Raw genomic sequence first — 23,213 nt, forward strand, 5'->3', positions numbered from 1 at the left:
CCATGACAGAATTATTCGGCGGCCTATTTTCAAACCTGAGCACCGTCCTCATAATGCTGGTCGGCGTGGGCATATTAATATTCGTCCACGAGCTGGGCCATTTCATCGTGGCCAAGCGGTCTAAAATCAGGGTCGAGGTGTTTTCCCTGGGCATGGGCCCTAAGATATGGGGATTCCAGAAAGGCGAGACCTTTTACCGGATCGGTCTGTTGCCGCTGGGCGGCTACGTCCGGATGGCCGGCGAGAACCTGGGCGAGGCTGACAAACCCAAGGCCGATTACGAATTCGCGGCCAAGCCGCCGATGGTCAGGGCCCAGGTATTCGCGGCCGGCGCGATTATGAACTTCCTGCTGGCCTTCCCGGCCTGCATGCTGGCCTTTATGATCGGGCTTAATTTCGCCGTACCGGTGGTCGGCTATATCATCCCCAATTCGACCGAATGGGAAAGCGATATACAGAAAGGCGACCGGATTACGGCGGTGGTCTACGGCGACAAGGAAATGCCCATAAATAATGTCGATATGTACCGACGCGAGGTGCTCCGGGCCAAGGCCGGGACGCTGCTCAATATCAAAGTCCAGCGCAACGGCCAGGAGCTGATTGTGCCGGTCAAGGCGCAGGGCTCGACCAAATTGGGCATACTGCCGGCCCATAATATAGTTATGAGCGTGATGCCTGGCTCCGGCGCGGATAAAAGCGGACTCAAGCCGAACGATGAGATAATAATCATTAACGGCGAGGCGGTGTCTTCCGGCCGCGAGATAGATAAGCATGTTTACCAAAATCCGGGCAAGCCGCTGGCCATCAAGGTCCGGCGGCCGACCGGGCAAAAAGACCAATACGAAATGGTTGATTTGACCGTAACCCCCGACACTATTAATAAAGGATATTACGATACCGGCATGCCTGAATCAACGCCGCCCATTATCGGCGCGGTTAAGATGGGTTCACCGGCCCACAAGGCCGGTCTGAAACCGGGAGACCGGGTATTGTCTGTAAACGGAGACCCGGTTAAATCGTCCGGCCGATTGATGGAAATAATCAAGGCCAATCCTGGAAAAGAATTGCTGCTAAAAGTCCACCGGGCCGAACCGGACGGCAAATACAACGAACTGGCCCTGACGGCGCTGCCGGCCAAGGACACAGCCGGCAACGGATATATGATGTTTTTCCTGGCTGACAGCAACGAAATAGGCGATGTCAAGCCCGGTTCACCGGCTGAGAAAACCGGCTTGCAGTCGGGCGATAAGATTGTTTCAGTAACTATCGATAACAGCAAAGCTCTGACTGTAACCGGCCTGGCTTTGCTGGCAGAACTAAGCAACCGGACTAAAGGCCTGCCGATAGACCTGACCATTGACCGGAACGGAACGTTATTCACATCCACTCTCACAGCCAAACAATTTGAAACCCAGGGCGCGATGGGCATCGAACTAAAAGCCGCCACCTCGCGGGAGCAATATCCGTTTTTCACGGCTGTTGCCGTGGGGTTTAACGAAGCCATAGATTTGGTATCGCTCACCGTCGAGCTTATCTGGAAACTATTCAGCCGCGAGGAATCGATGAAAGGCATGGCCGGCCCGATCGGCATATTCCAGGCATCGTGGTATATGCTCCAGGAAGGCATCAGCAAATTCATCTGGCTGCTGGCCCTGTTCAGCATCAACCTGGGGATACTAAACCTGCTGCCGGTGCCGATACTGGACGGCGGCGGGATTCTTTTTATGATAATAGAAAAGCTAAAAGGCAAGCCGGTAAGCGTGACGACTCAGGCGATTTCCCAATACGTCGGGTTATTCCTGTTGCTGTCGCTGGTCATATTCGCGTCTTATAACGATATCTCCCGCTGGGTAAGCGGCGGATAAAGGACTGCCCGGCTGATTTGCCCTATGAAGACCGGCCAACCATTTCATCTGTTCGGAATCATCTCCGCGGCCTGCCTGGCCATTATCGGAATGGGCCGCTTTATCAGCGATATGTTCACCGATGCCTCGACCGACTGGTTCAAGGCTCTGGACGGAACAATTTTGAGATACCTGGTCCGGGCGCCAACTGACGGGACATTAGCCGGGGATTTGAACGTCCAGTATTTCAAGGTCCTGGCCGTGCCTTGCGCCATTGCCGGCTTGTACCTGGCGCACAGGTTCCTATCAACCGACCTGCGCCAGGCCGACCATAAATGGCGCAGCATTTTCTACCGGTTATTTTACGTGTTCGGGCTGTTGGGTATGTTCACGATAATGGAGATAGAGAAATCATCGCACCTGATAGGCCTGCGCATGGCCGGATTGCTGCCCGGAGAAAACATCTGGCTTAACCACGGATTGCACTTAATCAGCGCGTTTCTGGGCTGGTTTTATATGGGCTGGCTCAGGATTATACCCGGGGACAAATCAAAATTTCCTGCCTAATTCCATCATCAAAGCGGCAATGAACCGCGTGCCCTTGAGATATTCGTTCAGGTAAATATTCTCGTTGGGCGCGTGGATATTAGAGCCGGGATGCCCGATACCCAAAGCAAAGCAAGGCATATCATTGAGCAAACGGCCGCGGAAGAGATACATCGGCCCGGAGGCGGGCGATATCGGTTCAACCTCGAACGGCTTGGCGTAAACCGATTTAGACGCGGCCTTCATAATGCCGATGAGCTGGCGGAAGCGCGGATGGGACGGCGGCGTCAATGCCGGCTTGTAGCCGTGGAATGATGTTATCTCGATATTACCGAATCCCCGGCGGTTCAGATGAGCCCGAACCTTCCTGATGATATCAGCCGGGTCCTGGTCAGGCACCAGGCGGAAGTCGGCTTTGACCAGCGCCTGCCTGGGCAGGACAGTCTTGTGCCCCCGGCCTTCATAACCGCCGCTCAGGCCGTTGATATTGAGGCAAGGCTGGTAGTAATAGCGCTTAAGCAGGTTATCACCCTTGAGCCCAAGCACGAACCGGCTGATACCCAGTTGTTTGGGCGTAGAATCAATCCGGTAAATCTTCATGCCCTGAAACGCCGACGGGCTGGCCGGACGGAAGTTAACCTTGTCGTAGAATCCCTTAATCAGTATCCGCTCGGACTGGTCTTTCATGCTGTTCAAAGCCCAGACCAGCTGCCAGCCCGGGTTGGGCACGACAATGCCTTTGGACGAGTGCAGGTCCCTGTTTGAACCGCGGGCGACCAGTTCAATGTAGAGTATACCCTTACAGCCCAACGACAGAACCGGCGTTCCGGATGCGGTCCGGTAGCCGAACTCCCAGATACAGATATCGGCCCGGATATCTTTATGGTGTTTCTTTATGAATTCATCTAATCCCGGGCTGCCCACCTCTTCCCTGCCGTCGACCAGGAAACGGACGTTGACCGGAAGCGGAATACCGGCGTCGTCAAAGGCCTTGACGGCGGCCAGCCGGGCCATCAAGTTGCCCTTGTTATCAGCCGCGCCGCGGGCAAATATCCTGCCCTGCCTGATTACCGGCTTGAAAGGCGGGCTGAGCCATTCTTCCAACGGCTCGGGCGGCTGGACGTCGTAATGGTTGTAAAAAAGTATGGTCGGCAATTTGGGGTCAACATCGCGCCCGGCCAGAACCACCTGATTGCCTTTGATGGTCTCGGAAATAACGCTGAACCCGTGCTTCCGGAATATTTTAATCATCAGTGTAGCTGATTCCTTAAGGCCTTTGTTCTGGGCCGAGATGCTCGGAATGGATAAGGCTTCCTTAAGCAGGTTGACGGACCAATTTTGGTTACGGGATATCTGAGCGAAAATCTTATCTTTCATGGGTTGAATTTAAAGTAATCGTCGGGTTTTAGCCGAACACTGCCGACCTGCTAAATAATGTCCTTCTTGCGGACAGCCATAAGCCCGACAACGATAAATATAATAACATATCCGAGCGGCACAATACGGGTTTTTACCAGGCTAAGGTAATCAACAATCTCATCGCCCTGCGGCTTGATGCCGAGGATGTAATCAATGCCGGTGAATTTCCACATCTGCCCGAGTATTCCTTCGGACAGGTCGGCCAGGGTCTTGGGAAAATAATCAAGGTAATAACTGAAAATATAAGGAGCAAACTGCGGCAACAACCCGATGATAAAGTAATCGATAAAAAGATAAAAAAGTATTCCCACGGCCACGGCGATGCCGGCGTTTTCCACCAGCGACGAAATAAACAACCCGAAAAATGCGATGCTGACAACCGGCAAAAACACCATGATAAAAGTGTAAAGAGTGTAGCGGAGCATCTCGGATTTCTGAAGGTGGATGTAATCCTTGATAGTCGGGTCGGTGATATCGAAAAACCCAAAACCCAGCCAGACGGCAGTATAGGATACCAGTTCTATCAAAAGAGTAATCAGCACAGCCGTGATTATAAGAGTTACGGCCTTGGCCAGGAAAAGCTCGCTCCGGCGGATCGGGCTTATCAGTATGGTCTTGATGGTGCCCGAGGTTGTTTCCGACGCTATAGACAGGCATCCGATTATGAGGATAAAAAGGGCGGCGATTCTGAGTCCGTTTAACAGCGCCCGGCTGAGCAGGGTAAAGCTGTTAACAGCGGTTTCAGATTTTGTCAGGAAGATAGTGCCCAGCACGGTCAGGATTATTATAAAAACGGCTATATAGGTGAACCTCTGCCGGCTGAGCTTGAACAACTCTATCTTAATCAGGCGCCATATTCTTAGTATCATACGAAATATTCTTCCAGGCTTGTCTTATCTTTAAGAACTTCAGCCAAAGTGCCCTGGGCGATAAGCCGGCCTTCCTGAATAATGCCGACCCGGTTGCAGAGTTTTTCCACTTCAGCCAGCATATGGGTGGAAATAATAAAAGTCGCCTTATGATCAAGATTAAGGCGCTTAATCATCCGGCGGATATCGATAATCCCTTTGGGGTCGAGCCCGTTGGTCGGTTCGTCCAGGATAATCACCGGCGCGATGGTCGAACCGGTTTGCTTAATGAACACCGGCAGCAAGGCGTTGGCTATGCCTAAACGCTGTCTCATGCCCTGGGAGTAGGTGCGGACCTTGTCGCGTCCGCGTTCCAGAAGCCCGACACTGGCCAAAGCTTCGGTGATAACGCTTTGGGTATAACCGTTCCGCAGTTGCGACATCAATTTCAGGTTATCCCAGCCGGAAAGGTGGGCATAGAACGCCGGGATATCGACCATGCCGCCGACGCCGGACATTATTTCGATATAGTTGGAACGCAGCTCCTTATCATAAAAATATATGGCCCCGCTGTCCGGCCGGATAAGGTTGAGCAGCATCCTGATGCTGGTAGTTTTTCCGGCGCCGTTCAAGCCCAGGAACCCGTAGATATCGCCCGGCTGGACCTCCAACGAAAGACCGGTTACGGCGGTGAGTTTGCTAAAACGGCGGCTTAGACCTTCGGTTCTGAGCGCAAGCATTTTGTTTATAGCGTTTAATTATTTTGAGCAGCTGCCGGAAGTCATTTATCCGGTAATCCGGGCTGGTTCGGCCTTTGACGGAAAGGAGCTTGTTATTGCGCCGGTTAAGCACGGTAATCATGCCGATTTTATTGGCCGGGTCGATATCGTTAAAGGGGTGGTCTCCCACGTAGAGCGCCTGTTCCGGTCGGACGCCGGCCTCATCACAAGCGCGCTGGTAGAGTTTTATATTCGGTTTGCCGATGCCGATCTGTTCCGAAATAAAAATCGCGCCGGGGGTAAGATACCGGTAAAGCCCCAGTCGGATAAGCTTTTCTGACTGCTTGACCGCCAGCCCGGCGGTTATCACGCCGCGTATGATATCGGTTTTGGACAACTTGGTCAAGGCTTTAACCACATCCGGGTAAGGCTTAAGCTCGCGGTACTTGGTCTGATGATAAGCAATCACCGCGCCGGCCACCAGGATGGCCGGGTTGACCGATTTATAATACCGGCCGGGAATCCGCAATAACAGCTTGTCAAAATGGCGCTCGTAGTTAGATAAAAACTCGGAAATAACCTCGTCAAATTCCCGGATCAGCACGCTCAGCGGCAGGTCCAGCCCGAGCCGAATCATCGCTTTAAGCGCATTGTGGCGGGCCCGGCGGGCGAAGTCGGTGGTAGAATATAACGTGTCGTCAATGTCGAAAAATACGGCCTTGAGTCCTGTTGGGCGTGTCATTTATTCGAGCTCTTTTTCCAGCTCCGACAGTTCGATAATTTCGGCTTTGATGATGATGAGGATGTTTTCTTTTTCATCACTCTTGACTTTACGCCTGAATAGCGAACCCAGAACCGGTATTTTTTCGAAGACCGGAGTAGAAGCGCTGAGCGAGCGGTCGGTTATCCGTTTCATACCGCCCAGAAGAAGAGCGCCCTTGTCCGGGACCACGGCCGAGGTGCGGCAACGCTGTAAAGACAGCCAAGGCAGTTGGACAAACGTATCGCCGAACCCGATATACGAGGTATTGGGCGCGAAAGTCGGTCGGATATCATAATTACGCAGCTGTTGCAACTGCATCAATGACGGGAACGCGTGAATGGTTATGAATTTACGGTCATAACTCATTACCGGCTTGACATCAAGAATTATCCCGGTGGTAAATGTGGCCATGGTCGGATCGTAACCGGCCATGCCGCCCAGGACTTCCAAATCCTTGATATAAGACCTTTGCCTGACATAACTGACGTTAACCCTTTGCCCGTTCAGGGCCACTATTTTAGGGGCGTCGAGCACATTGCCCTTACCGGTTTTTTCCAGCATCTGTAGAAGTACATTTATCCTGGGGCTGTCAAATACGGACCACTGCAATCCCAACCCGCCCCGGGCATTAAGCCGCCCGCCGATGGGGGTCTCGGTCACGCCGGCCGCATTCCGGAAAGAATAGGCGGTTCTGAACCTGATATCGCGCGACCTGGTCGGCCCGCCCCTAAAAACGCCCGCGCCGTAAGGCGCCGGCGGCAGGTTAGCCGGCAGTCCGGCTTCGGGAATATTTGAATCGGCCGCCGGTTCCAGGTCCCTGAGTTCAACCCCAACGCTTTCCAGGTAATCATTTGTGGTAGCTAAAAATATAGTTTCTATCGCAACCATGCCGCCCCGGAAATAGCGCAGGGTTTTAAGAAATTCAAGGACCTCGTCCTGAACGGACTTGATATGAACGGCCATAATGCGGTTGGTTTCACCCATCCTCTGGATAGCCGCGCCGGACACAGCCGCGTCGCCTTCCCAGGTGTTTTGCCCTCTGGAGTTTCTACCCGTATTCTCCTTAACCAGTTTTATCAGGTCTTCTATGGGGAAAGCTTTACTGGGCGTTGTTTCGATGGTCGGCATAGTCCAGCCGCCCGCGCCGGCGGCCTGTTCGAATTCAAGGCTGGGTCCGGCGAATTCCGGAACCACCCGGACCAGGTCGTCCACATTATAAGCGCGCCATTCCAATTCTTCGGTGGAAGCCCCTGATTTAAGAATCCAAAGGCTTTTATTCTTGAATATAAATGTCAGGTTGTACAGTTCCAGCAGGTTACGCAAACCGGCTTCTAACGGCAACCCCGTAAGAGTCAGCTGTTTTTTCTCTTCGGGTATACCTTCATTCCTGACCGCCGGATCGTACTGAATAGGTATTTTATACTGCTGCTGAAGATAATCAGTTATTTCATAAAGGTTAATCTGCCCATCCATAATGAAATTATGTTTTATAGTCTTTATTTTCCGCTGGATTTCAACGATGTCAGGGTCTTCCGTGCCCTTAGACTCTACAATCGCTGATTGCTTGCGGTGCGAGGCAACTTCCCAGACCTCGGGATCGTAACGGACTATCTTGTCATCAGAATAAGGAATTACCGTCTCGGCCTGGCTGTCCGCCAGGTTCTTAAGCTGTTCGGAACGGCGGGTCAAATAATCGGAGGAAACTTTATAATGGCGGGCCCGGATAGATTCTTTCCTTAACTCTTCGGCGGCGCGGAAATACGGCACTATTTTCAGTATCTTGTTGGCCAACTGTTCGGTTTGTTCGTATTGCTTACGTTCATAGCTGATGATAGCTTCATTAAAAAGTATTCTTACTTTTTCGGTAAACTCCTTGCGCCGGCGTGATTCTTCTTCTTCGGCCAGTTTGGCGGCGGCGGCGCGCTGCTGGCGGGCAAAATCCTCGTCTTGCTTGGTAAGCAACTCCCGCGAGTTTTTAAGCATCTCGTCGGCTTTTTTCTGGTATTCTTTCAGGGGAGTTTCGTAAGGAATCCATTTTACCTGTTCCGAAACCTTTTCGAACTCGGTTATAGCGCTCCGGTAATCCTTGTCCGCGAAAAACTTCTCCCCCTTAAGAAAATGATTTCTCACCTCGATTTCTGTTTCCTGTATTTTTACGGTCAGCTGGTTTTCCAGAAAGTCTTTCACCACCTTGATTTCCTCGGAACGGGAACCCAGAATCATCTGTATCTCATTTCGGAGTTTTTCGGCTTCTTTGTGGCGCGGATTCAGCTTCAAGGCTTTCTCAAGATATTCCAAAGCCTGATTATAGTTAAATTGCTGGTATAACTTAAGAGCGTTATCATAATATTTCTGGGCGATGAATTCATTTTCCTGTATCCTGATTGTTTTACTCCGTTCCTGCTCTTTAAGGTATTCCGTAAGAGGGTCTTTCACCTCGGTAACGTCAGTCGACTCTTCAGTGGCGACCGGCGCCACATCCGATGGCCGTACCGCAATTGTTTTTTCGGATTTGGTGATAACCGTCGGTCCGGCCGCAAAGGGCAGGCCACCGGGTACGGTAACACCGAGAATATCCGTCGTATTAAAATCCTTGTCTTCCTTTATACTTATCCCCAAGGACAGCCCCTCTATGGCCGCCTTATTCACCGCGGCAATAATGTAGCACAACTGTGTCGTGCCGCCCAATGCGTGATGGGGGATGGTTATATTAGCCTTGCTATCCTTAAACTGCCCCGAACCAACGAGAATATCCTTTTCAGGGTCATAGGCCTCATTGCCGTCGTCCAGATAAACCTTAACGGATACCACATCGTCATCGCTGGCCGACCCGGTCCGTTCAATTTGCAAGCCCTCCCAGAAAATCTCCAGCTGGTTAGTTGCCAGAGCCAGTTCCGCCAGCTTAACTTCGCTACCGGCCGGCGTTTCGGGCGATGCGGTATTCTGGATGACAATGGTCGTGCCTTTTAACTGGTTGGCCGGAGGCATGCGGTCTTTGGTTTTTACCACGCCTTTGACGGCCTTGGCCGTTCCTCCGCCCCCGCCACAACCCGCAAAAAAGACCGCGGCCAGTAAAAACATCAATGAATAACTCAAGTACTTTAACAGAATTTTTGCCTTCATAAAACTCCTATAGATTTATCCATCATGCCGGGATTATATTGTTTATTTAGTCTTGTCCGTAGATTTAGCGGCGAATTCTACGGTAGCTATGCCGACCTTCTTGCAGGTGTTAAGCGCATTAATCACCGCCTGAACCGGCACTTTGAAGTCCGAGTCTATCTTGTACGGCGGTATTTTGGCACCGGAGCTTTTCTGCTGCGTATATATGGTTTTGAGTTCATCAGACAGGGCGTTCCAGTCTTTTATCTCACGCAGACCTATCTTAATCATAGTCTGCAACGGCAGTTTGTTCTTATCATAAATCAACAGAATCCTAACCTCATCAAGTTCCGGATCGGTCACCGTTGTCTCGGCCATCCCTTTATCCTTGGGCAAATACGAATAAAGCTTGCCTTCCAATGATTTAAAGTGGATGGAACACATAAAAAAGATGATCAACTGGAATATGACATCAATCATGGGCGTCATGTTGATTTCCATCGAGGCTTCGCTGGTATCGCCCCTTATTTTAGGTTTGGCCATATTAATCTCCTAATCCTCAGAACCGGGCGGCTTGGTAGCGCCTATTTCGATTTTCCAGATAAACGACCGGCCGGCCGCTTCCAGTATCTTGGCGATATATTCAAACGGGGCGCCGGCGTCGGCCCTGATCATTACCGGACGGTTGGAAGCCGTTTTCGGACCGCCGGGCTGGTCTAGAGCCGCGGCTTTTGTCAAAACAGCCTCAAGCTCTTTCTTATCATACGTCTTCCCCTTAACCATAAGCCTCCAGTGGTCCGGGTTAAGGCAAAGCTTTTTAATTTCTCCGTTTTCAAACTTCCAGTCGGGACACTCATCGGCATATCCATTCGCCTGAATATGCGATACATTCACCATAAGCCGGTCCGGATCAGGCTCTTTATCTTCGGCACAGGCCGATGACATCGGCAGATAGACAACAGCCATATCGGACTGGGCGATATCGGTAGCCAACATCAGAAAGACAATCAGCTGAAACACGATATCAATCATCGGGGTCATGTTAAACCCCACGTTTTCGGTCATTGAAACTCTTTTAATCTTCATAGTTCCTTATTGCTGCTCGGCCGGCTGGATATCCTTGAATTTCTCCAAGAACTCACCACAAAGCGCGCCGATTTCAAGGACATACATGGTTACCTTGTTTTTATAGTAGAAGTACGCGGTCAGCGCCGGCATGGAAACGAACAACCCTTCGGCGGTGGTGACCAGGGCTTCTTCGACGCCTTTGGCTAACATGGCCGGCGACGGCGAAGCCGTCGCTTTAATAATACCGAACGCCGCGATCATGCCGGTCACCGTTCCGGTCAACCCGAGCATGGGCGCGATATTGCCGACCAGGGACATATAGCTGATTTTCTGGTTCATCTTGGCGGCCTCTTCTTCACCGGCCTCGCCCATGGCCGCAGTCATGGCGTCATAGCCCTCATTAATCTTTGCCAAAGAAGCGCCAATGATATTGCAGAAAAAGTTGGGATTGGCGTTGCACAGGGCTATAGCATCCTCATACTGGGCGTTATCCACCAACGATTCAAGCTCGGCTACGATTTCCGGCGGGCAGAGCTTTATCTTACGTATATTGATGATATGCTCAATACCCAAGCCCAGGCCTACCATGCTGACCACAATAATGAAATGCCCGACCCAGCTACCGGCCTTTATCAGGTCAATCATGGTTGTTTCCGGAACAGCAGGCGGCTCGGCATATATTATCCCGCCCGATAAGGTCACAAGAAACAGGGCCAGGGTCACCTTGGCAATAACACCAGTAATCATCCGTGTCTTTGTCATACGCTTCTCGCTTTCTATTAACTTATTACTATATTAATATTTAAATTTTACGATGCCTTTATCCCCTTAAGTCTTTCTTCCGCGTCCTTCCTGAATGTTGAATTGGGAAAATACTTGATCAATTCATTATAAAGGGCTTTGGCCTGTTCGGTATAAACCTGTTTTTTTTCCGGCGGCGGATACTGACTGAGTATTTCATAGCAGTACCCGGAAAAATATAGGCTCTTTTCATATTCGTAAGTCGCTTCCCCTTCCGGAGCCGGATACATCACCTTAGCCTTGAGGTAATTATCCCTTATGGCTTTTTTATACAACTCCCGGTCTTTACTTTTCTTGGCTTTATTAAAATAACAATCACCTCGCCCGTTGTAAGCACCGGCCAAGGCGATGGTGTCTTTGGAATTTTCGATAACCTTGACGAATGCCTTCTCGGCGGTGTCATAATCGCCCTCAATCACTAGGCATTGACCCAAGCCAACATTAGCTTTATCAGCCGCGCTGGGGTACTTACTGCCCGCTCCTCCGGCAACCTTGCTAAAAGTGGCCTTGGCAGCTGAAAACTTTTTGTCATCTATCTCTATGCGGCCTTTCAGCAAATCCATCTCAAAAGCGAATTTCTCGTCAAACTTAACGACATCCAGCCTGGCCTTATCAAGCATTTCTATGGCAGCCTTCGAATCGCCCTTGCCCAACGCGCATTTGGCCTTATTAATGCAAATCTCCCTGTAATATTTTGTCTGAGGGACATCCTTAAGCAACTTATCATACTCCTGGATTGCATCATCAAATTTCTGGGATTGCTGAAGGCATAGTGCTATGCTGTATGCAATTTGCTGTTTAAAAATACTGCGCATACCCGGATCGCTCAGAAGCTTACGGTATATCTCCATGGCTTTATTATAATCGCCCTGCTGCATGGCCCGTAACGCCTCATCCATCTGGGGAGGCTGTTTTGCATAGGTGGTGGACTGAACATCCTTTTGCTTGATTTTCTTGGTACCGGCGCCGCTTTTCATCTCGATTTCATCGTAGGTCTCGTTTAAAACATCACCGGTCTCCTCCTTATATGTTTTTCCGCCGTCCGGCGACCATTTAACGGTATCGGAATAGGCTTTGGTTCCGAAAGATACGGCCAGTATTACAAATGCCACCGACAGAAGGATTATAAAGCAAGCTTTTTTCATATTACGTCCTTTTATTAATTTAAAACATCCGTTTTGTCAAGTATTTTTAAGTATAAAACCGGCTATTTACCACCGCCGGGCATTACCTCTTTGATTTTTTTCTCCAGCGCAAGAAATTTGGTTTTATAACCCCATTTATCATCGTCTAAATCCTTATTTACAGTGGCTCTAAGGCTGGCTATGGTATCATTGGCCTCTTTAAATAATCCGGCGGTAACATCAATAACCACCATCTGGTAACGGGCATTCCACCATTCTTCCTCGTGCTTGGGTACCCTGACCGTAATCCAGCTTAAAACCCTCTTGGCGTTATTCCAGTAACGAGCTTCTTTGGTGTCATTACCCATTTCCGTATACGTCGCGGCCAGCTCTTTTTTTATTGTAATTGTTTCTTTCTTGTCGAGTTCTTCAAGCAGAGGCAGTGCTTTTTTCCAATCCCGGGTCCTGGTATAGCATCGGGCCAGTTTTAATTTTATAGACTCGGGCGTCTGGGTAGTATCGCCGTATTCCCCGCCGAGAACCTTATCATAAATACGCGCCGCCTTGGTGTAGAGCTCAGTCTTCTCTAGTTTTTCCGACGACTGGTACAACTTATCGGCTACGGCAATAGCGTCATTCGCCGATGCTTTTTCCGTTTTACTAATCCATTTATCATAGTATTCACTGCTTTTGGTAAGCGCCTTGTAAAACTCGTCATATTGCTCTTTATTCTGTTTTTTCAGGTCATTTATCTGAACAAGATATTTATCACGTTCCTGCGCAGCCAGCGGCGGGATTATTTTTTCCGCCTTGGCCTCATATAACTCAGCCATTAATTGGTATATCGGAGTAGCCGCATCCTGGGCATTTTTACTCGAGCGCAAGAAATCACTCAGCAAGCTTTCGGCATCATCCATCTTACCCATTTTAGCCAAAGACTCTATCCTGACTTGCAGAATAGTCGCGATGTCTTCCGGGTCTTTATATCTTTTCTCCAGATCGTTCATAATCTCGAAAGCATCATTGCTTCTTTCGATAAACTCGTGAATGAACATACGACCGAGGAATGTCCGGCTGTAAAGCTCGTTCTTACGTATTTTTTTCTTGTCTTCATCCGAATATGTGGGCGAATCCCTGTTTTCGTCCGAAAACTTCAGAAACTCCTTGAATTTCTTTTCTGCTAAGGCGAAATACTTAGCGGTTTCTTCTTTAAGAGCAGCCTTATTATTAGCATCCGCTTCCACAAGGTAAGCTTTATAATTCTTCTTGGTTGCCTGAAGATAATACATATAACCGCAACGGAACTTCGCATCAATGTAGTACTTGGAAGATGACGGGACATTTGCATATCCGTCACCGGCTTCAATAAACTTTTCTTCCATTTCCAGTTCTTTGGCATAATTCCACTGGCTTTCCTTAGCTTCGGAAGTTTCCGGCCATGACTTAATCAGCATTTCCACCAGCTCGCTTTTTTTCTGCTTATCCGCCTGGTCGCCTCCTTTAACTCCCATCAGGAAATAGCAATCCGCCGCCGCCTTAGTAGCCATAGCACCGTAAAATGTTTCGCCGCTTTTTACATTTTTAAATTTAGAATTGAGGTAAATAGCCTCATAAGCGATTATGGCTTCGTAATACCTGGCCGGCGTCTGCCATTTAAATGACTCGCCCACATAAAATAATGCTTCAGGAAAGTATTTAACCCGGTCATCTTCGGACGCATCCTTCAGCTTATTCATCAATATCTGAGCGCTCTTTATCGCCTCATAATACCTGCTCTTACCGAAAAGACTCCTGACGCTGACCATAAGCATTTCCGGAGAAACGTTTCCGCCCGGCATTTGGATTATGGCATCAATCATATTCTTGGCATCACGCGCGGCCGGTCCAATGCTATCAGCGATTTTTTTGATTATTTCAAAGGCGGCGCCGTTGCCGGTTTTGTAAAATGCCCAGGCTTTTTGCAACTGGGCAAGTTGCATTTCATAAGAATCATCCTTGGGGAACCACTTTGTAACATCGTCCACGGCTTGAACCGCCAGATTATATTCTCCATTGGCATTTGCGGCCTGGGCAAAATGGGCCATGGCCTTCTGGATAGTCTGTTTGGTGGCTTCTAAAGCCCTGGCTTGCTCTTCTTCATCTTCCATCTCATCGATAATTTTCTTCCATTTATAGGAAGCGCTTTCAAAGAAGCTTTTAGCCGAACTATAATTACCCAATTCCATATAGCACAAACCACAATAATCAGCCGCTTCATAAGACGTAAAAAGATCACTGTATTCAACAGCGAATTGACGTAACTGTTTTACCGCTTCCTGCAACAAAGTTTTGAACTTATCTTCGCCCTTGTCGTAAGACGTGCCATAATAATAATAAGTTGTTCCATAAAGGTATAAGGCATTACCAATAGTGTCGTTTATTTTTGCTCGTTTAGCCGAATCCTGCTCATCATTTAATTTCTTATAATACTCATCAAGCATATCCTTCAAATATTTAGTGGCGATACCGAAGGTGTTATCTATATCTTGTTTAAGTTTCTTCCGGACTTCCGGGTTAGTTTCGTTTTTAAGCTTTTGGGAGAACCACATTCCCTGCTCGATGCGGATTTCTGCCGTCTCGAATTTAAAATCGGATATATTAGGATGGTCCGGGTTGTTTTTTATCAAATCATCCAATATGCCGGCGGACTCCTCGGTCAACTGCTTGCGTATTTCGGGATCTACGACTTTCTGAGCCTGCATCCTTTTTATGCGCGCCAGTGAAAGCTGCGCCTTGGCTTTTGTTTCTTTGGTCTGGGCCGCTTTCATGTTTTCATTGCAGATTTCCTCAGCAAAATCAAAATGCATTTGCCCGGCCAATTTTTCGGCGTAGTCTAAATCTTCCTGGCTAAACTCGCCGTCTTTTGCCTGAACATTACCAGCCGCAACAAAAATCATCCCTAAAAAAATAGCGGCTTGGAAAACACGTCTAAAATCAATTAAATTTCTCATATTCTCTTTTCTTCCTCATTCATTATAGAGATTTTGCCTTTAACCAAAATAAGAAGGACATGTTTTGCATAGGCAATAGATTTTTGTCTGAACAGGAATCCCAGGAAAGGCAGCCTGGAAAGAATCGGCACATTGGAATTCATGTCAACATTGCGGCCGGTTGCATAACAAGCCATCAGCAACGTTCCACCGTCTGGGATTATCGCATTTCCACGGGCACGCTGCAGAAACAATTCCGGTAATTCCACATCTACCGTAGGTATAATAAAAGCCGCGGACGGCGGAAGGGTTAAAAGACTCATCCGCAATGTCCTGACGTTCGGCAACTGATCTATAAAACTAGACGAGGAAGGCCGCAATTCCATTGAAATATACTTTAAGTCGGCGCTAACAATAGGCCTAACATCCAATATCGTACCTTGAGCGGCAGTGCCGACTATCGGATCGGGCATTACCTGTGATGAACTGGCATTGACAAGAACAATATCAAAATCTTTTACGTAAGTAAATTGATCGCTCATTTGTATATGAGCTCTTTGCCCGTTGGCAACAGTCAATAACGGCGCATTAATGATCGTGGCGCGCTCATTTTTCTGGATAGCCCGGAGCAATAATCTGAATGAAGTCTGATCCAACATGGTATATGCCAGTAGTGAACCACCGGTCGGAGAAGGCTCTCCTTCAGATATAAATTTGGCATATGGATCTGAACTAGATAAAGAATTCTCTATTCTGGCGCGCAATTCGTTCCGCCCTCCCTGGTATCGGCCGTAAATGCCAGAGCCTAAGCTTGAAAATCCCGGCGCATCCGGAGGCGCCAGTGAAAACGCGGCCGGCAGAGCCGGAACGCCATTCAGGTCGGAAAAGTTAATCCCGATATCTTCCAGAAAATGCTGCTGAACCGTAACAAAACGAGCCTCAATAGTAACAACAATATCCGTCTCGGCACGTATCTCTCTAAGCAGATTTTCTATCTGTGCATGTACCGCTGGAATGTGATTAACTACGAGAACACCCGTAGTCTCTTGGAATATAATGCTCCGGGGAGCTTCCCAACTGCCTTCATTTTTGGCGGTGGTGTCCTGGATTAGCTTCATCAACTCATCGCCTTTTATTTTAGGAATCTGAACAGAGTCACTGGCACCTTCTTCCGCCGGGAGCGGAACAAGGCTGATTTCCGGAGCAGGGAAATCCACGATCGGCACGGTCAGATCAAGGATATCATACCACCGCGTCTCCAGCTGTTGTTCCAATACCTTCTCCTCTGAAGTTATAATAACCACCCCATCCCTTATAAAATAACCCCATTTTTTCAGGGAAAGCATGTCTTTGAGCGCCCATCCCAGAGGTATACCCACCACATTATACTGGAAGGTCTCTTTCGGATCGGTTATAACTGTCGTGTCAATCAGGATATTAATGCCACTGATAGTCTGTCGGATAAATTGAATTATATCTTCAAGCGGCGTTGGTTCTTTGAATGGGAAGGTGATTTTCCTTTCCAAAAGAGATGCTGATTGTTTATCAAGCTCAGAGACTATTTTCTCCTTGAATATTTTTTTAGGTCCCCTATGGTCTATTTTCTCCCATGTTTCCTTGCCCGGAAATGTTATAACAGAAGTTTCGGGTATCGTTTTATTATCATAACTTTCAAATATTTTCTTCCACTCTTCGCCTAGTGTTTCGGTAGTCCGGCTTCTGTCTTTAGCGCGCTTGGCTGAAAGAGCGATAGTCTTCAATTTTTCGGCAGTAGCGTTGGCCGGATCTTTTTCCAATATTTTACTGCAAAGACGGGCTGCATCTTCATACTGCTCCTTTTCGAATTCAGCTTGAGCTTTCCTGAATAGCATATCAACCGTCTTTATAAATTCTTCTTTGCGCCGCCTTTCTTCATTTTCGGCAAGTAATCTGGCCGCTTCTTCCTGCCGGCGCGCTATCTCCTGTTCTTTTCTTGTTTTTCTTTCAACCGTCTTTTTCAAATAATCATCGGCCTGCTGCTGATAACTTGACAGTTCGGCCTTGTAAGGGAACCATTTGATGGTTTCTATCACCCATTTAAACTCGCCCTCGGCTTGAGGGTAATTTTCCTGTTCAAAGGCCTTAATCCCCTTATTCAAACGATTCTCCACCTCCAACCGGGCCTGCTGAGTTTTAGCCAAGATTTCCGAAAAAAGCCTGCGGGAAGTCGACCCCATTTCCCCGTGAGTGTAATCACCTCTGGCAAACCGGACATCCTCAAGCAACGCCTTAGCTTTCTCGTGTTCGGGGTTAATTTCCAGCGCTCTTGACAGAGCTTCGTTGGCTTCGGCGAATTTCAATTCCTGATAAAATTTCTGGCCTCTTTCATAGAACATTTCTGCCATTTTGCCTTTATCTCCCAAGTCCTTATACTTCTCATCCTCAAGTTTCTTGAGACTGTAATCCAGATCCTCCTCGGAAGGAACAGGCTTGTTGGCAGTTGTAGAATCCGGAAAAGCCTCTCGGGATGCAGCCCCCGCTTCTGCCCCGGCTGGCTTTGGCCTTACGCTTCTTGCGGTAGCGGATTTCCCTCCACAACCTGTCATGTAAATCAAAACGAATAAACCTAACCCAATAACTTTCAAAACTCTTGCTTGCATCATATTATCCTCCGTTTAATCTATAGGTTCTGTGAAACCGAAAGATTTTTCTCCAGTTTTTGCATTGCGATACCATATTTTATATCTTGTCTTCTCTACTACAATGCCAGATTTCGTCACTTTTACTTTATCCTGTTGTATATCTTCTATAACAAAATAAGTGAGAAAAACACCCTTGCCTACAGTATCACCTCTATTATAACTGCTGTTTTGGATTTCAAACCTCCCGTTAACGTATTTTTTGATTTTAACCAGCACGCTGGTTCCGTCAGACCATTTCCATTCTATATCAAAATCATTGGGCGTGTTAATTTTCATCTGCTGACTAGGCGTACTCTCAACATTCTTAATAGCTTTATCCTCGGTATAAGCTGTTATATAATACGAATATCCCATAGTTGCGGAAACGGTTCGGTCAAACTCAATGTAAGCCGCTCCGGTTGGACTGATTACATCGGTAAACACCTCTTTAACCATTATAAAATTCTTTTCATCATCGGCTTTTCGGTATATGCGGTAAGTTTTAACCTCTACGTTCGTCTTTTCATTCCTAAGCCATGCCAACCTGACCGTATCCGGCGCTGTCGCGGTAACACTCTCAAAAACCGGAGGCAGATTTACCGGATTTTTACCAGGGGCTGTAACATCCTTAGAAAATTCAACCTCATAAATCGGTTGGCGATACATCAACCAGCTGTTAACTTCCTGAGCAGGAATAACACCTTCCCAATTATTTTTCAAGTTGATGGAATATTTAACATCAGATATCGGCGGTGGCTCTTTAGTACTGATTAGTTTTTTTAGCTCCGCAGTTTTCTTATTAGCTTCTATGATAGCCGTGTCTTCAGAAGGCCTCAAAAAACCGATCAACACAACAAAAGCGACCAGAACACAAATGCCTAACGCTATCCGCTCGGGATAATCCTTAACAAACTTAATTATCTGCTTCATGTTATTTTATATCAAAATCCAAAATTTCACCCTGTATGACCATTTTTACCGGCGGTGTTTTGGAAACCGGCGGCTTATAAGTGTCTTTTTCCGATAGAGGAATCGCCTTTTCCATAATTTTTATTTCCGGGTAATTGGCCAGCTCTTCGGTAACGCGGCTTATGTCAATTTTCCTTAACAATATCAGAAAACTGTTTTTTGATTTATTAAGTATATTCTGTATAAAAATGGGCGCATTCTTATTGTGCACATTAACCATCACCTCAAACGGTATTATAAAACCCATATCTCCGGGTATCTTCTGGAGTTGAGGCGGCTGAACACCTTTACCCGAACCGGCCGGCGATGATGCAAAAACGCCGAAAGATATCTTCTCGCAATGCAAAATCTCCGATTCAATCATGGTGTTGATAATCATCTCGTGAATCCAGAACTTTTTCTGCAGATTCTTAAGATTATCCGCGGTGGGCTCCTCAAAACCCAACTGATTTTCCTCCATTTTCGCTTGATCCCCCTCCTCTAACTTGATGCCAATAGTGATTTTATTGTCCTTCAATTTCCTTATAAGCTGGTTCTTTTCGTCGACATATCTGGCTTTAAAATCCCCCGGTTCGGGCAAACCATCAGGTTTTATATTAATGCCTTTAAACCACTTTGCTGAAAAACCCTCTTTCCCCTTGTAATAACCTTTGCAAACAACAGACTCTCTATCTAGAATTTCCTGGTATTTTCTTAATCGCTCAACGTCCTTAGTTGAAGCCTGCTTTGTCATCAACTTATCTATTTTCGAGCCCTTTTGCCTTAGTTGCTCTCTCTGCTCATCAGCCTGCTGATAATTAGCCCATACCCCCATATAGAGTATCACGGCTATGATTACTCCTCCACTAAGTAGCCCGGACTTATACGTATCTATTTTTAGTTTCATTTTATTTTGATCGGTATCGCCAGCTGTATCAGAAATCGGTAATACTTGGGCTTTAATTCATTTTCTTCCTCTGTTCCTTCCGCTCCCATCATGCTCTGCTCGTCTTTAGTTAGCAGCTTGGGAACCGGTTTTGTATCCATCAAGGAAAGCTTCGGTTCGGTTACGCCAAATTCCTGAGCCAGCTGTTTAAGCATCTTCTCCTTAATAAAATCCTGCGAAGCTACCGGGTCGAAATCATCATTAGATTTCTGGCGAGCCACCACAGCGCATATCGCGCTAAAATTCAAAACGTCCGGTACCATTTCCATTTTTATATTAAGAATCCATATCCGGTTTTTTTCATTCAAACCGACAACTTTAAAATCATCGTCATTACCCTTTTCGATATAACCTTTTGCCGGAGCCAAAATATTTTTTACCAAAGATTCAATATTATTCATGGCGTTAAAAACCTTAATGTAGGTGTCCCGGCCAGTTCCAATGGATGAAATGGTTTCAAGATATTTCTCCTTCTCCTGTATTTTTTGCAATTCTAAAAAGGTTTTATTAGTCCGTTCCGCTCCCATAATAATTTCTTGCATTTCCAGATCTATTTCCCCCAACTGTTCTATTGCCGTTTTAGCTGAAAGATAAAGCAGAACGCTTATCATAATCAACACGACCATGATTACGGAAACAAATATCTTTTTACGGCTGATGGTTTTAACTCTGATCAATTCCGGCGGCATCAGATTAATACGGCTGGGGGTAAGCCCAAGCGCCTGCAAAGATAACCCGAAAGCCACACCCAAGGACGGTAAATTCTTATCCAAAATAACCTTATCCACTTTTTCGCTAACATCTATATGGTTAAGGGTGGACAGCTTACTGACAGCCAGCTGAAGCCGCTGGGACAGAAATTCCTCAAAATATATCATTTTAGTGGCATTACCAGCCAACACTAGATTTTTAAAATTAACTGTCCGTCCGCTCACCAAACTCTTATAAAATCCAATTGACCTGTGAATTTCGCTGGCTAAGTCCTTCAGCACTGATTGTATGGCGCCAAAAATCTTGGCTGCTTCCTGTGTTTGTCCCGCAGTAGTAGTGGTCTTCAATCTTTCCGCATCTGCGTAGGAAACTTCCAGTTTATCCTGAATACTCTTTGTTATTGTATTTCCCACAATAGGCAGGTTCCTTATCCAAAACCTATTCCCCTCAACCAGCACTAAGTCGCTGTTATTGGCTCCCATGTCAATAATAACCATGCCCTCCTTAGAAAAAACTAACGGCATCTGGTGCATGGCGAAATTATACAGCGCTACCGGCGCGAATTGGACGATATCAACACTCAAATTACTCACCGACATCAAAGCCAGGAATTGATCCACCACTTCCTTCTTGATGGCAAAAAATACCACGTCAATTTCCTGATCGGGCCTGTAATTATTCTCGATGACCTGATAAACCCAGATAACCTCTTCTATCGGGAATGGAATATGCTGCTGTGCTTCGTACTTAATAACGCTGTCAATCCGATCACGGTTCACGGGCGGTATTTTAACAAACCTGTTGAATATCGCATGACCCGGTAACGAAACGGCAACTATATCCTTCTTAAACTTGTTGCGGCTAACCAGTGTATTTACAGCTATCCGAATTTCCTGGTCCAGGGATGCTTCATCACGGCTTTCAGATGGTGTATATTCAATAATCTCTATATTGGTCAGTTCAATATTGCCTTCTTTGTCCGGCTGAAGCCTGACGGCTTTTATAGATGATTTGCTTACATCAATTCCCCAAACACCTTTAGCCATACTTCCCCTCTCTTAATACGTTTTGGCTATCTTAATTTGCGGTTCGGTTTCGTCAAGAAAAATCCACAATAACTACTTATAATGTACAAAGAAATGAACCAATTGGTTCATCTGCCGATTGTTAGCCTATAAAAACCCTCGGCTCTTGCTTCAATAAACAAGTAGATTGACGCATTTTACCAGCCGTCTAATCCTTGGGAAGGCGGTTCTTATAAAGACCCAGATATTCGTTGGCGCTATGCCCCCAAGACCAATCTTGAGACATACCGTTACTCATCAGCTGTTTCCAAACCTTTTTGTCATTGTAAACCTGCACGGCATTCTTTATAATACCCAACATCATCTGGGATGAGTAATTCTTAAATGAAAACCCATTGGCTGTTTTAATCTTATCCGGTGCATAGTTGATTATCGTATCAGCTAAACCACCAGTTTCACGAACGATTGGCACGGTACCATACTTTAACGCATATAACTGGCTCAACCCGCAAGGCTCGTACCTAGACGGGACCAGCAACATATCTGAACCAGCTATAATCAAATGCGCCAAAGAATTATCAAAAGTAATATGCATACTCGTCTTAACCTGGTATTTCCGGCCTAATTCGCTGAATTTCTTATGGTACTTTTCATCTCCAGTGCCCAGTAATACGAACTGTATGTTCATTTTCATCAAATCGTCAAAAACCTCGCTGACCATATCTAAACCTTTCTGGTCAGCCAGGCGGGTAACCATACCTATAATCGGCACATCGCGCTCAAGCATTTGTCCACCTCGCTGAAGAGCCACCTTGTTTTTAGCCTTACCTTGCAACTTATCCGGCGCATAGCGATCCGGGATTAACCGATCGGTATCCGGATTCCAATCTCCATAATCTATCCCGTTAATTATCCCGAAAAGATGTTTGGATCGCTCTTTGAGCACGCCTTCCAAACCACACCCAAACTCGTGTGTCTGTATCTCCTGGGCATAACGAGGGCTAACCGTGGTAATTATGTCCGAAAACACCAAACCGCCTTTAAGAAAATTAAGCTTTCCCCAAAATTCCAGTTGCTTCCAGTTGAATAACGACCAATCCAACCCGGTCAATTTCATGTCCCAATGCCAGAAAGAACCCTGATAAGCTAAATTATGCACTGTGATAACGGTCTTAACACTGCCGAAATCTTTCTTGTATAGAGTCCGGGTATAAATCGGTACCAGTGCACTCTGCCAATCGTGGCAGTGAATCACGTCCGGTTTCAAATTCAACGCTTTAATAGCCTCAAGCGTCGCCCGAGAAAAGAATATAAACCGCTCGGCATTATCCCAGTAATCGCCTTCAGGAGTGCTGTACAAATTATCGCGGTGATAATATTCGTCGCGCTGAATAAAATACACATCAACTTTGCCCTTATGGGAAGCTTGGCTATCTGAAGCCTGGTATTTCCAAATAATACCACTTCTAGTTTCATCGCCTATCTTGACGCTAACGCTAACATCAGTCGACACTAAATTACGCGTATTGTCTTTAACCTGCTTATAAAGCGGCATAAACACGCTTACCTTATGCCCCATACTTGCAAACTGCTTAGGCAAAGCGCCGGTCACATCGGCCAGCCCGCCCGTCTTGGCAAACGGCACCATTTCCGGAGTAATCTGGATAATATGCATATTACAACCTTCCTGTCTTACGGATAGCTGGTCTTATTAACGAGC

At 47.0% G+C, this 23,213-nt stretch carries 17 protein-coding genes; 2 read left to right on the top strand and 15 right to left on the bottom strand.

Annotated elements, in window-relative coordinates; all coding sequences use genetic code 11:
- Positions 1-2 precede the first annotated feature (2 nt).
- Together rseP and WC980_08940 are read left to right on the top strand one after the other, a co-directional pair.
- Complete coding sequence (rseP, locus tag WC980_08935; GenBank protein ID MFA5795168.1) at positions 3-1,865, top strand: RIP metalloprotease RseP; 1,863 nt, start codon at positions 3-5, stop codon at positions 1,863-1,865.
- 24 nt (positions 1,866-1,889) lie between these two features.
- The gene (locus WC980_08940) at positions 1,890-2,411 is read left to right on the top strand and encodes a hypothetical protein (GenBank protein MFA5795169.1); all 522 of its coding nucleotides are present in this window, start codon (positions 1,890-1,892) and stop codon (positions 2,409-2,411) included.
- Here WC980_08940 and WC980_08945 read toward each other — a convergent pair.
- The 15 genes from WC980_08945 to glgA all read right to left on the bottom strand — a co-directional run bounded on the left by WC980_08945 (position 2,394) and on the right by glgA (position 23,168).
- On the bottom strand, positions 2,394-3,767 hold the full coding sequence (locus WC980_08945) for a M20/M25/M40 family metallo-hydrolase (protein MFA5795170.1): 1,374 nt from the start codon (positions 3,765-3,767) through the stop codon (positions 2,394-2,396). The genes WC980_08940 and WC980_08945 overlap by 18 nt on opposite strands.
- 50 nt (positions 3,768-3,817) lie before the next feature.
- A complete protein-coding gene (locus tag WC980_08950; protein ID MFA5795171.1) occupies positions 3,818-4,678 on the bottom strand; it encodes an ABC transporter permease in 861 nt (286 codons plus the stop codon).
- Positions 4,675-5,397, bottom strand: coding sequence for an ABC transporter ATP-binding protein (locus WC980_08955; protein MFA5795172.1), 723 nt, complete (start codon positions 5,395-5,397; stop codon positions 4,675-4,677). Before WC980_08955 ends, WC980_08950 begins: the two co-directional genes overlap by 4 nt.
- Positions 5,357-6,118, bottom strand: a complete 762-nt coding sequence (locus tag WC980_08960) for a TIGR02253 family HAD-type hydrolase (protein MFA5795173.1) — start codon at positions 6,116-6,118, stop codon at positions 5,357-5,359. The genes WC980_08955 and WC980_08960 overlap by 41 nt, the downstream gene beginning before the upstream one ends.
- Positions 6,119-9,262 carry a hypothetical protein gene (locus WC980_08965; protein ID MFA5795174.1) on the bottom strand — a complete coding sequence of 1,048 codons (3,144 nt, stop codon included), beginning with the start codon at positions 9,260-9,262 and terminating at the stop codon, positions 6,119-6,121.
- 42 nt (positions 9,263-9,304) lie between these two features.
- Positions 9,305-9,784 carry a biopolymer transporter ExbD gene (locus WC980_08970; GenBank protein MFA5795175.1) on the bottom strand — a complete coding sequence of 160 codons (480 nt, stop codon included), beginning with the start codon at positions 9,782-9,784 and terminating at the stop codon, positions 9,305-9,307.
- A 9-nt stretch (positions 9,785-9,793) separates the two neighbouring features.
- Positions 9,794-10,327, bottom strand: coding sequence for a biopolymer transporter ExbD (locus WC980_08975; GenBank protein ID MFA5795176.1), 534 nt, complete (start codon positions 10,325-10,327; stop codon positions 9,794-9,796).
- A 6-nt stretch (positions 10,328-10,333) separates the two neighbouring features.
- A complete protein-coding gene (locus WC980_08980; protein ID MFA5795177.1) occupies positions 10,334-11,071 on the bottom strand; it encodes a MotA/TolQ/ExbB proton channel family protein in 738 nt (245 codons plus the stop codon).
- 47 nt (positions 11,072-11,118) lie between these two features.
- Positions 11,119-12,255 (bottom strand): tetratricopeptide repeat protein, encoded by a 1,137-nt coding sequence (locus WC980_08985; protein MFA5795178.1) that lies wholly within the window; start codon positions 12,253-12,255, stop codon positions 11,119-11,121.
- A 62-nt stretch (positions 12,256-12,317) separates the two neighbouring features.
- Positions 12,318-15,224, bottom strand: coding sequence for a hypothetical protein (locus WC980_08990; GenBank protein ID MFA5795179.1), 2,907 nt, complete (start codon positions 15,222-15,224; stop codon positions 12,318-12,320).
- Entirely contained in the window at positions 15,221-17,845 is a 2,625-nt protein-coding gene (locus WC980_08995; protein ID MFA5795180.1) for a hypothetical protein, read from the bottom strand. Before WC980_08995 ends, WC980_08990 begins: the two co-directional genes overlap by 4 nt.
- Before the next feature lie 12 nt (positions 17,846-17,857).
- Entirely contained in the window at positions 17,858-18,793 is a 936-nt protein-coding gene (locus WC980_09000) for a hypothetical protein (protein ID MFA5795181.1), read from the bottom strand.
- Position 18,794: 1 nt separating this feature from the next.
- Positions 18,795-19,718, bottom strand: a complete 924-nt coding sequence (locus WC980_09005; GenBank protein ID MFA5795182.1) for a hypothetical protein — start codon at positions 19,716-19,718, stop codon at positions 18,795-18,797.
- Positions 19,715-21,514, bottom strand: coding sequence for a type IV pilus assembly protein PilM (pilM, locus tag WC980_09010; GenBank protein MFA5795183.1), 1,800 nt, complete (start codon positions 21,512-21,514; stop codon positions 19,715-19,717). Before pilM ends, WC980_09005 begins: the two co-directional genes overlap by 4 nt.
- 187 nt (positions 21,515-21,701) lie before the next feature.
- Positions 21,702-23,168 (bottom strand): glycogen synthase GlgA, encoded by a 1,467-nt coding sequence (gene glgA / locus WC980_09015; protein MFA5795184.1) that lies wholly within the window; start codon positions 23,166-23,168, stop codon positions 21,702-21,704.
- Between the last annotated feature and the right edge of the window lie 45 nt (positions 23,169-23,213).

The organism is Candidatus Brocadiia bacterium (assembly GCA_041658285.1).
In the GTDB taxonomy this organism is placed as follows: Bacteria; Planctomycetota; MHYJ01; order JACQXL01; family JACQXL01; genus JBBAAP01.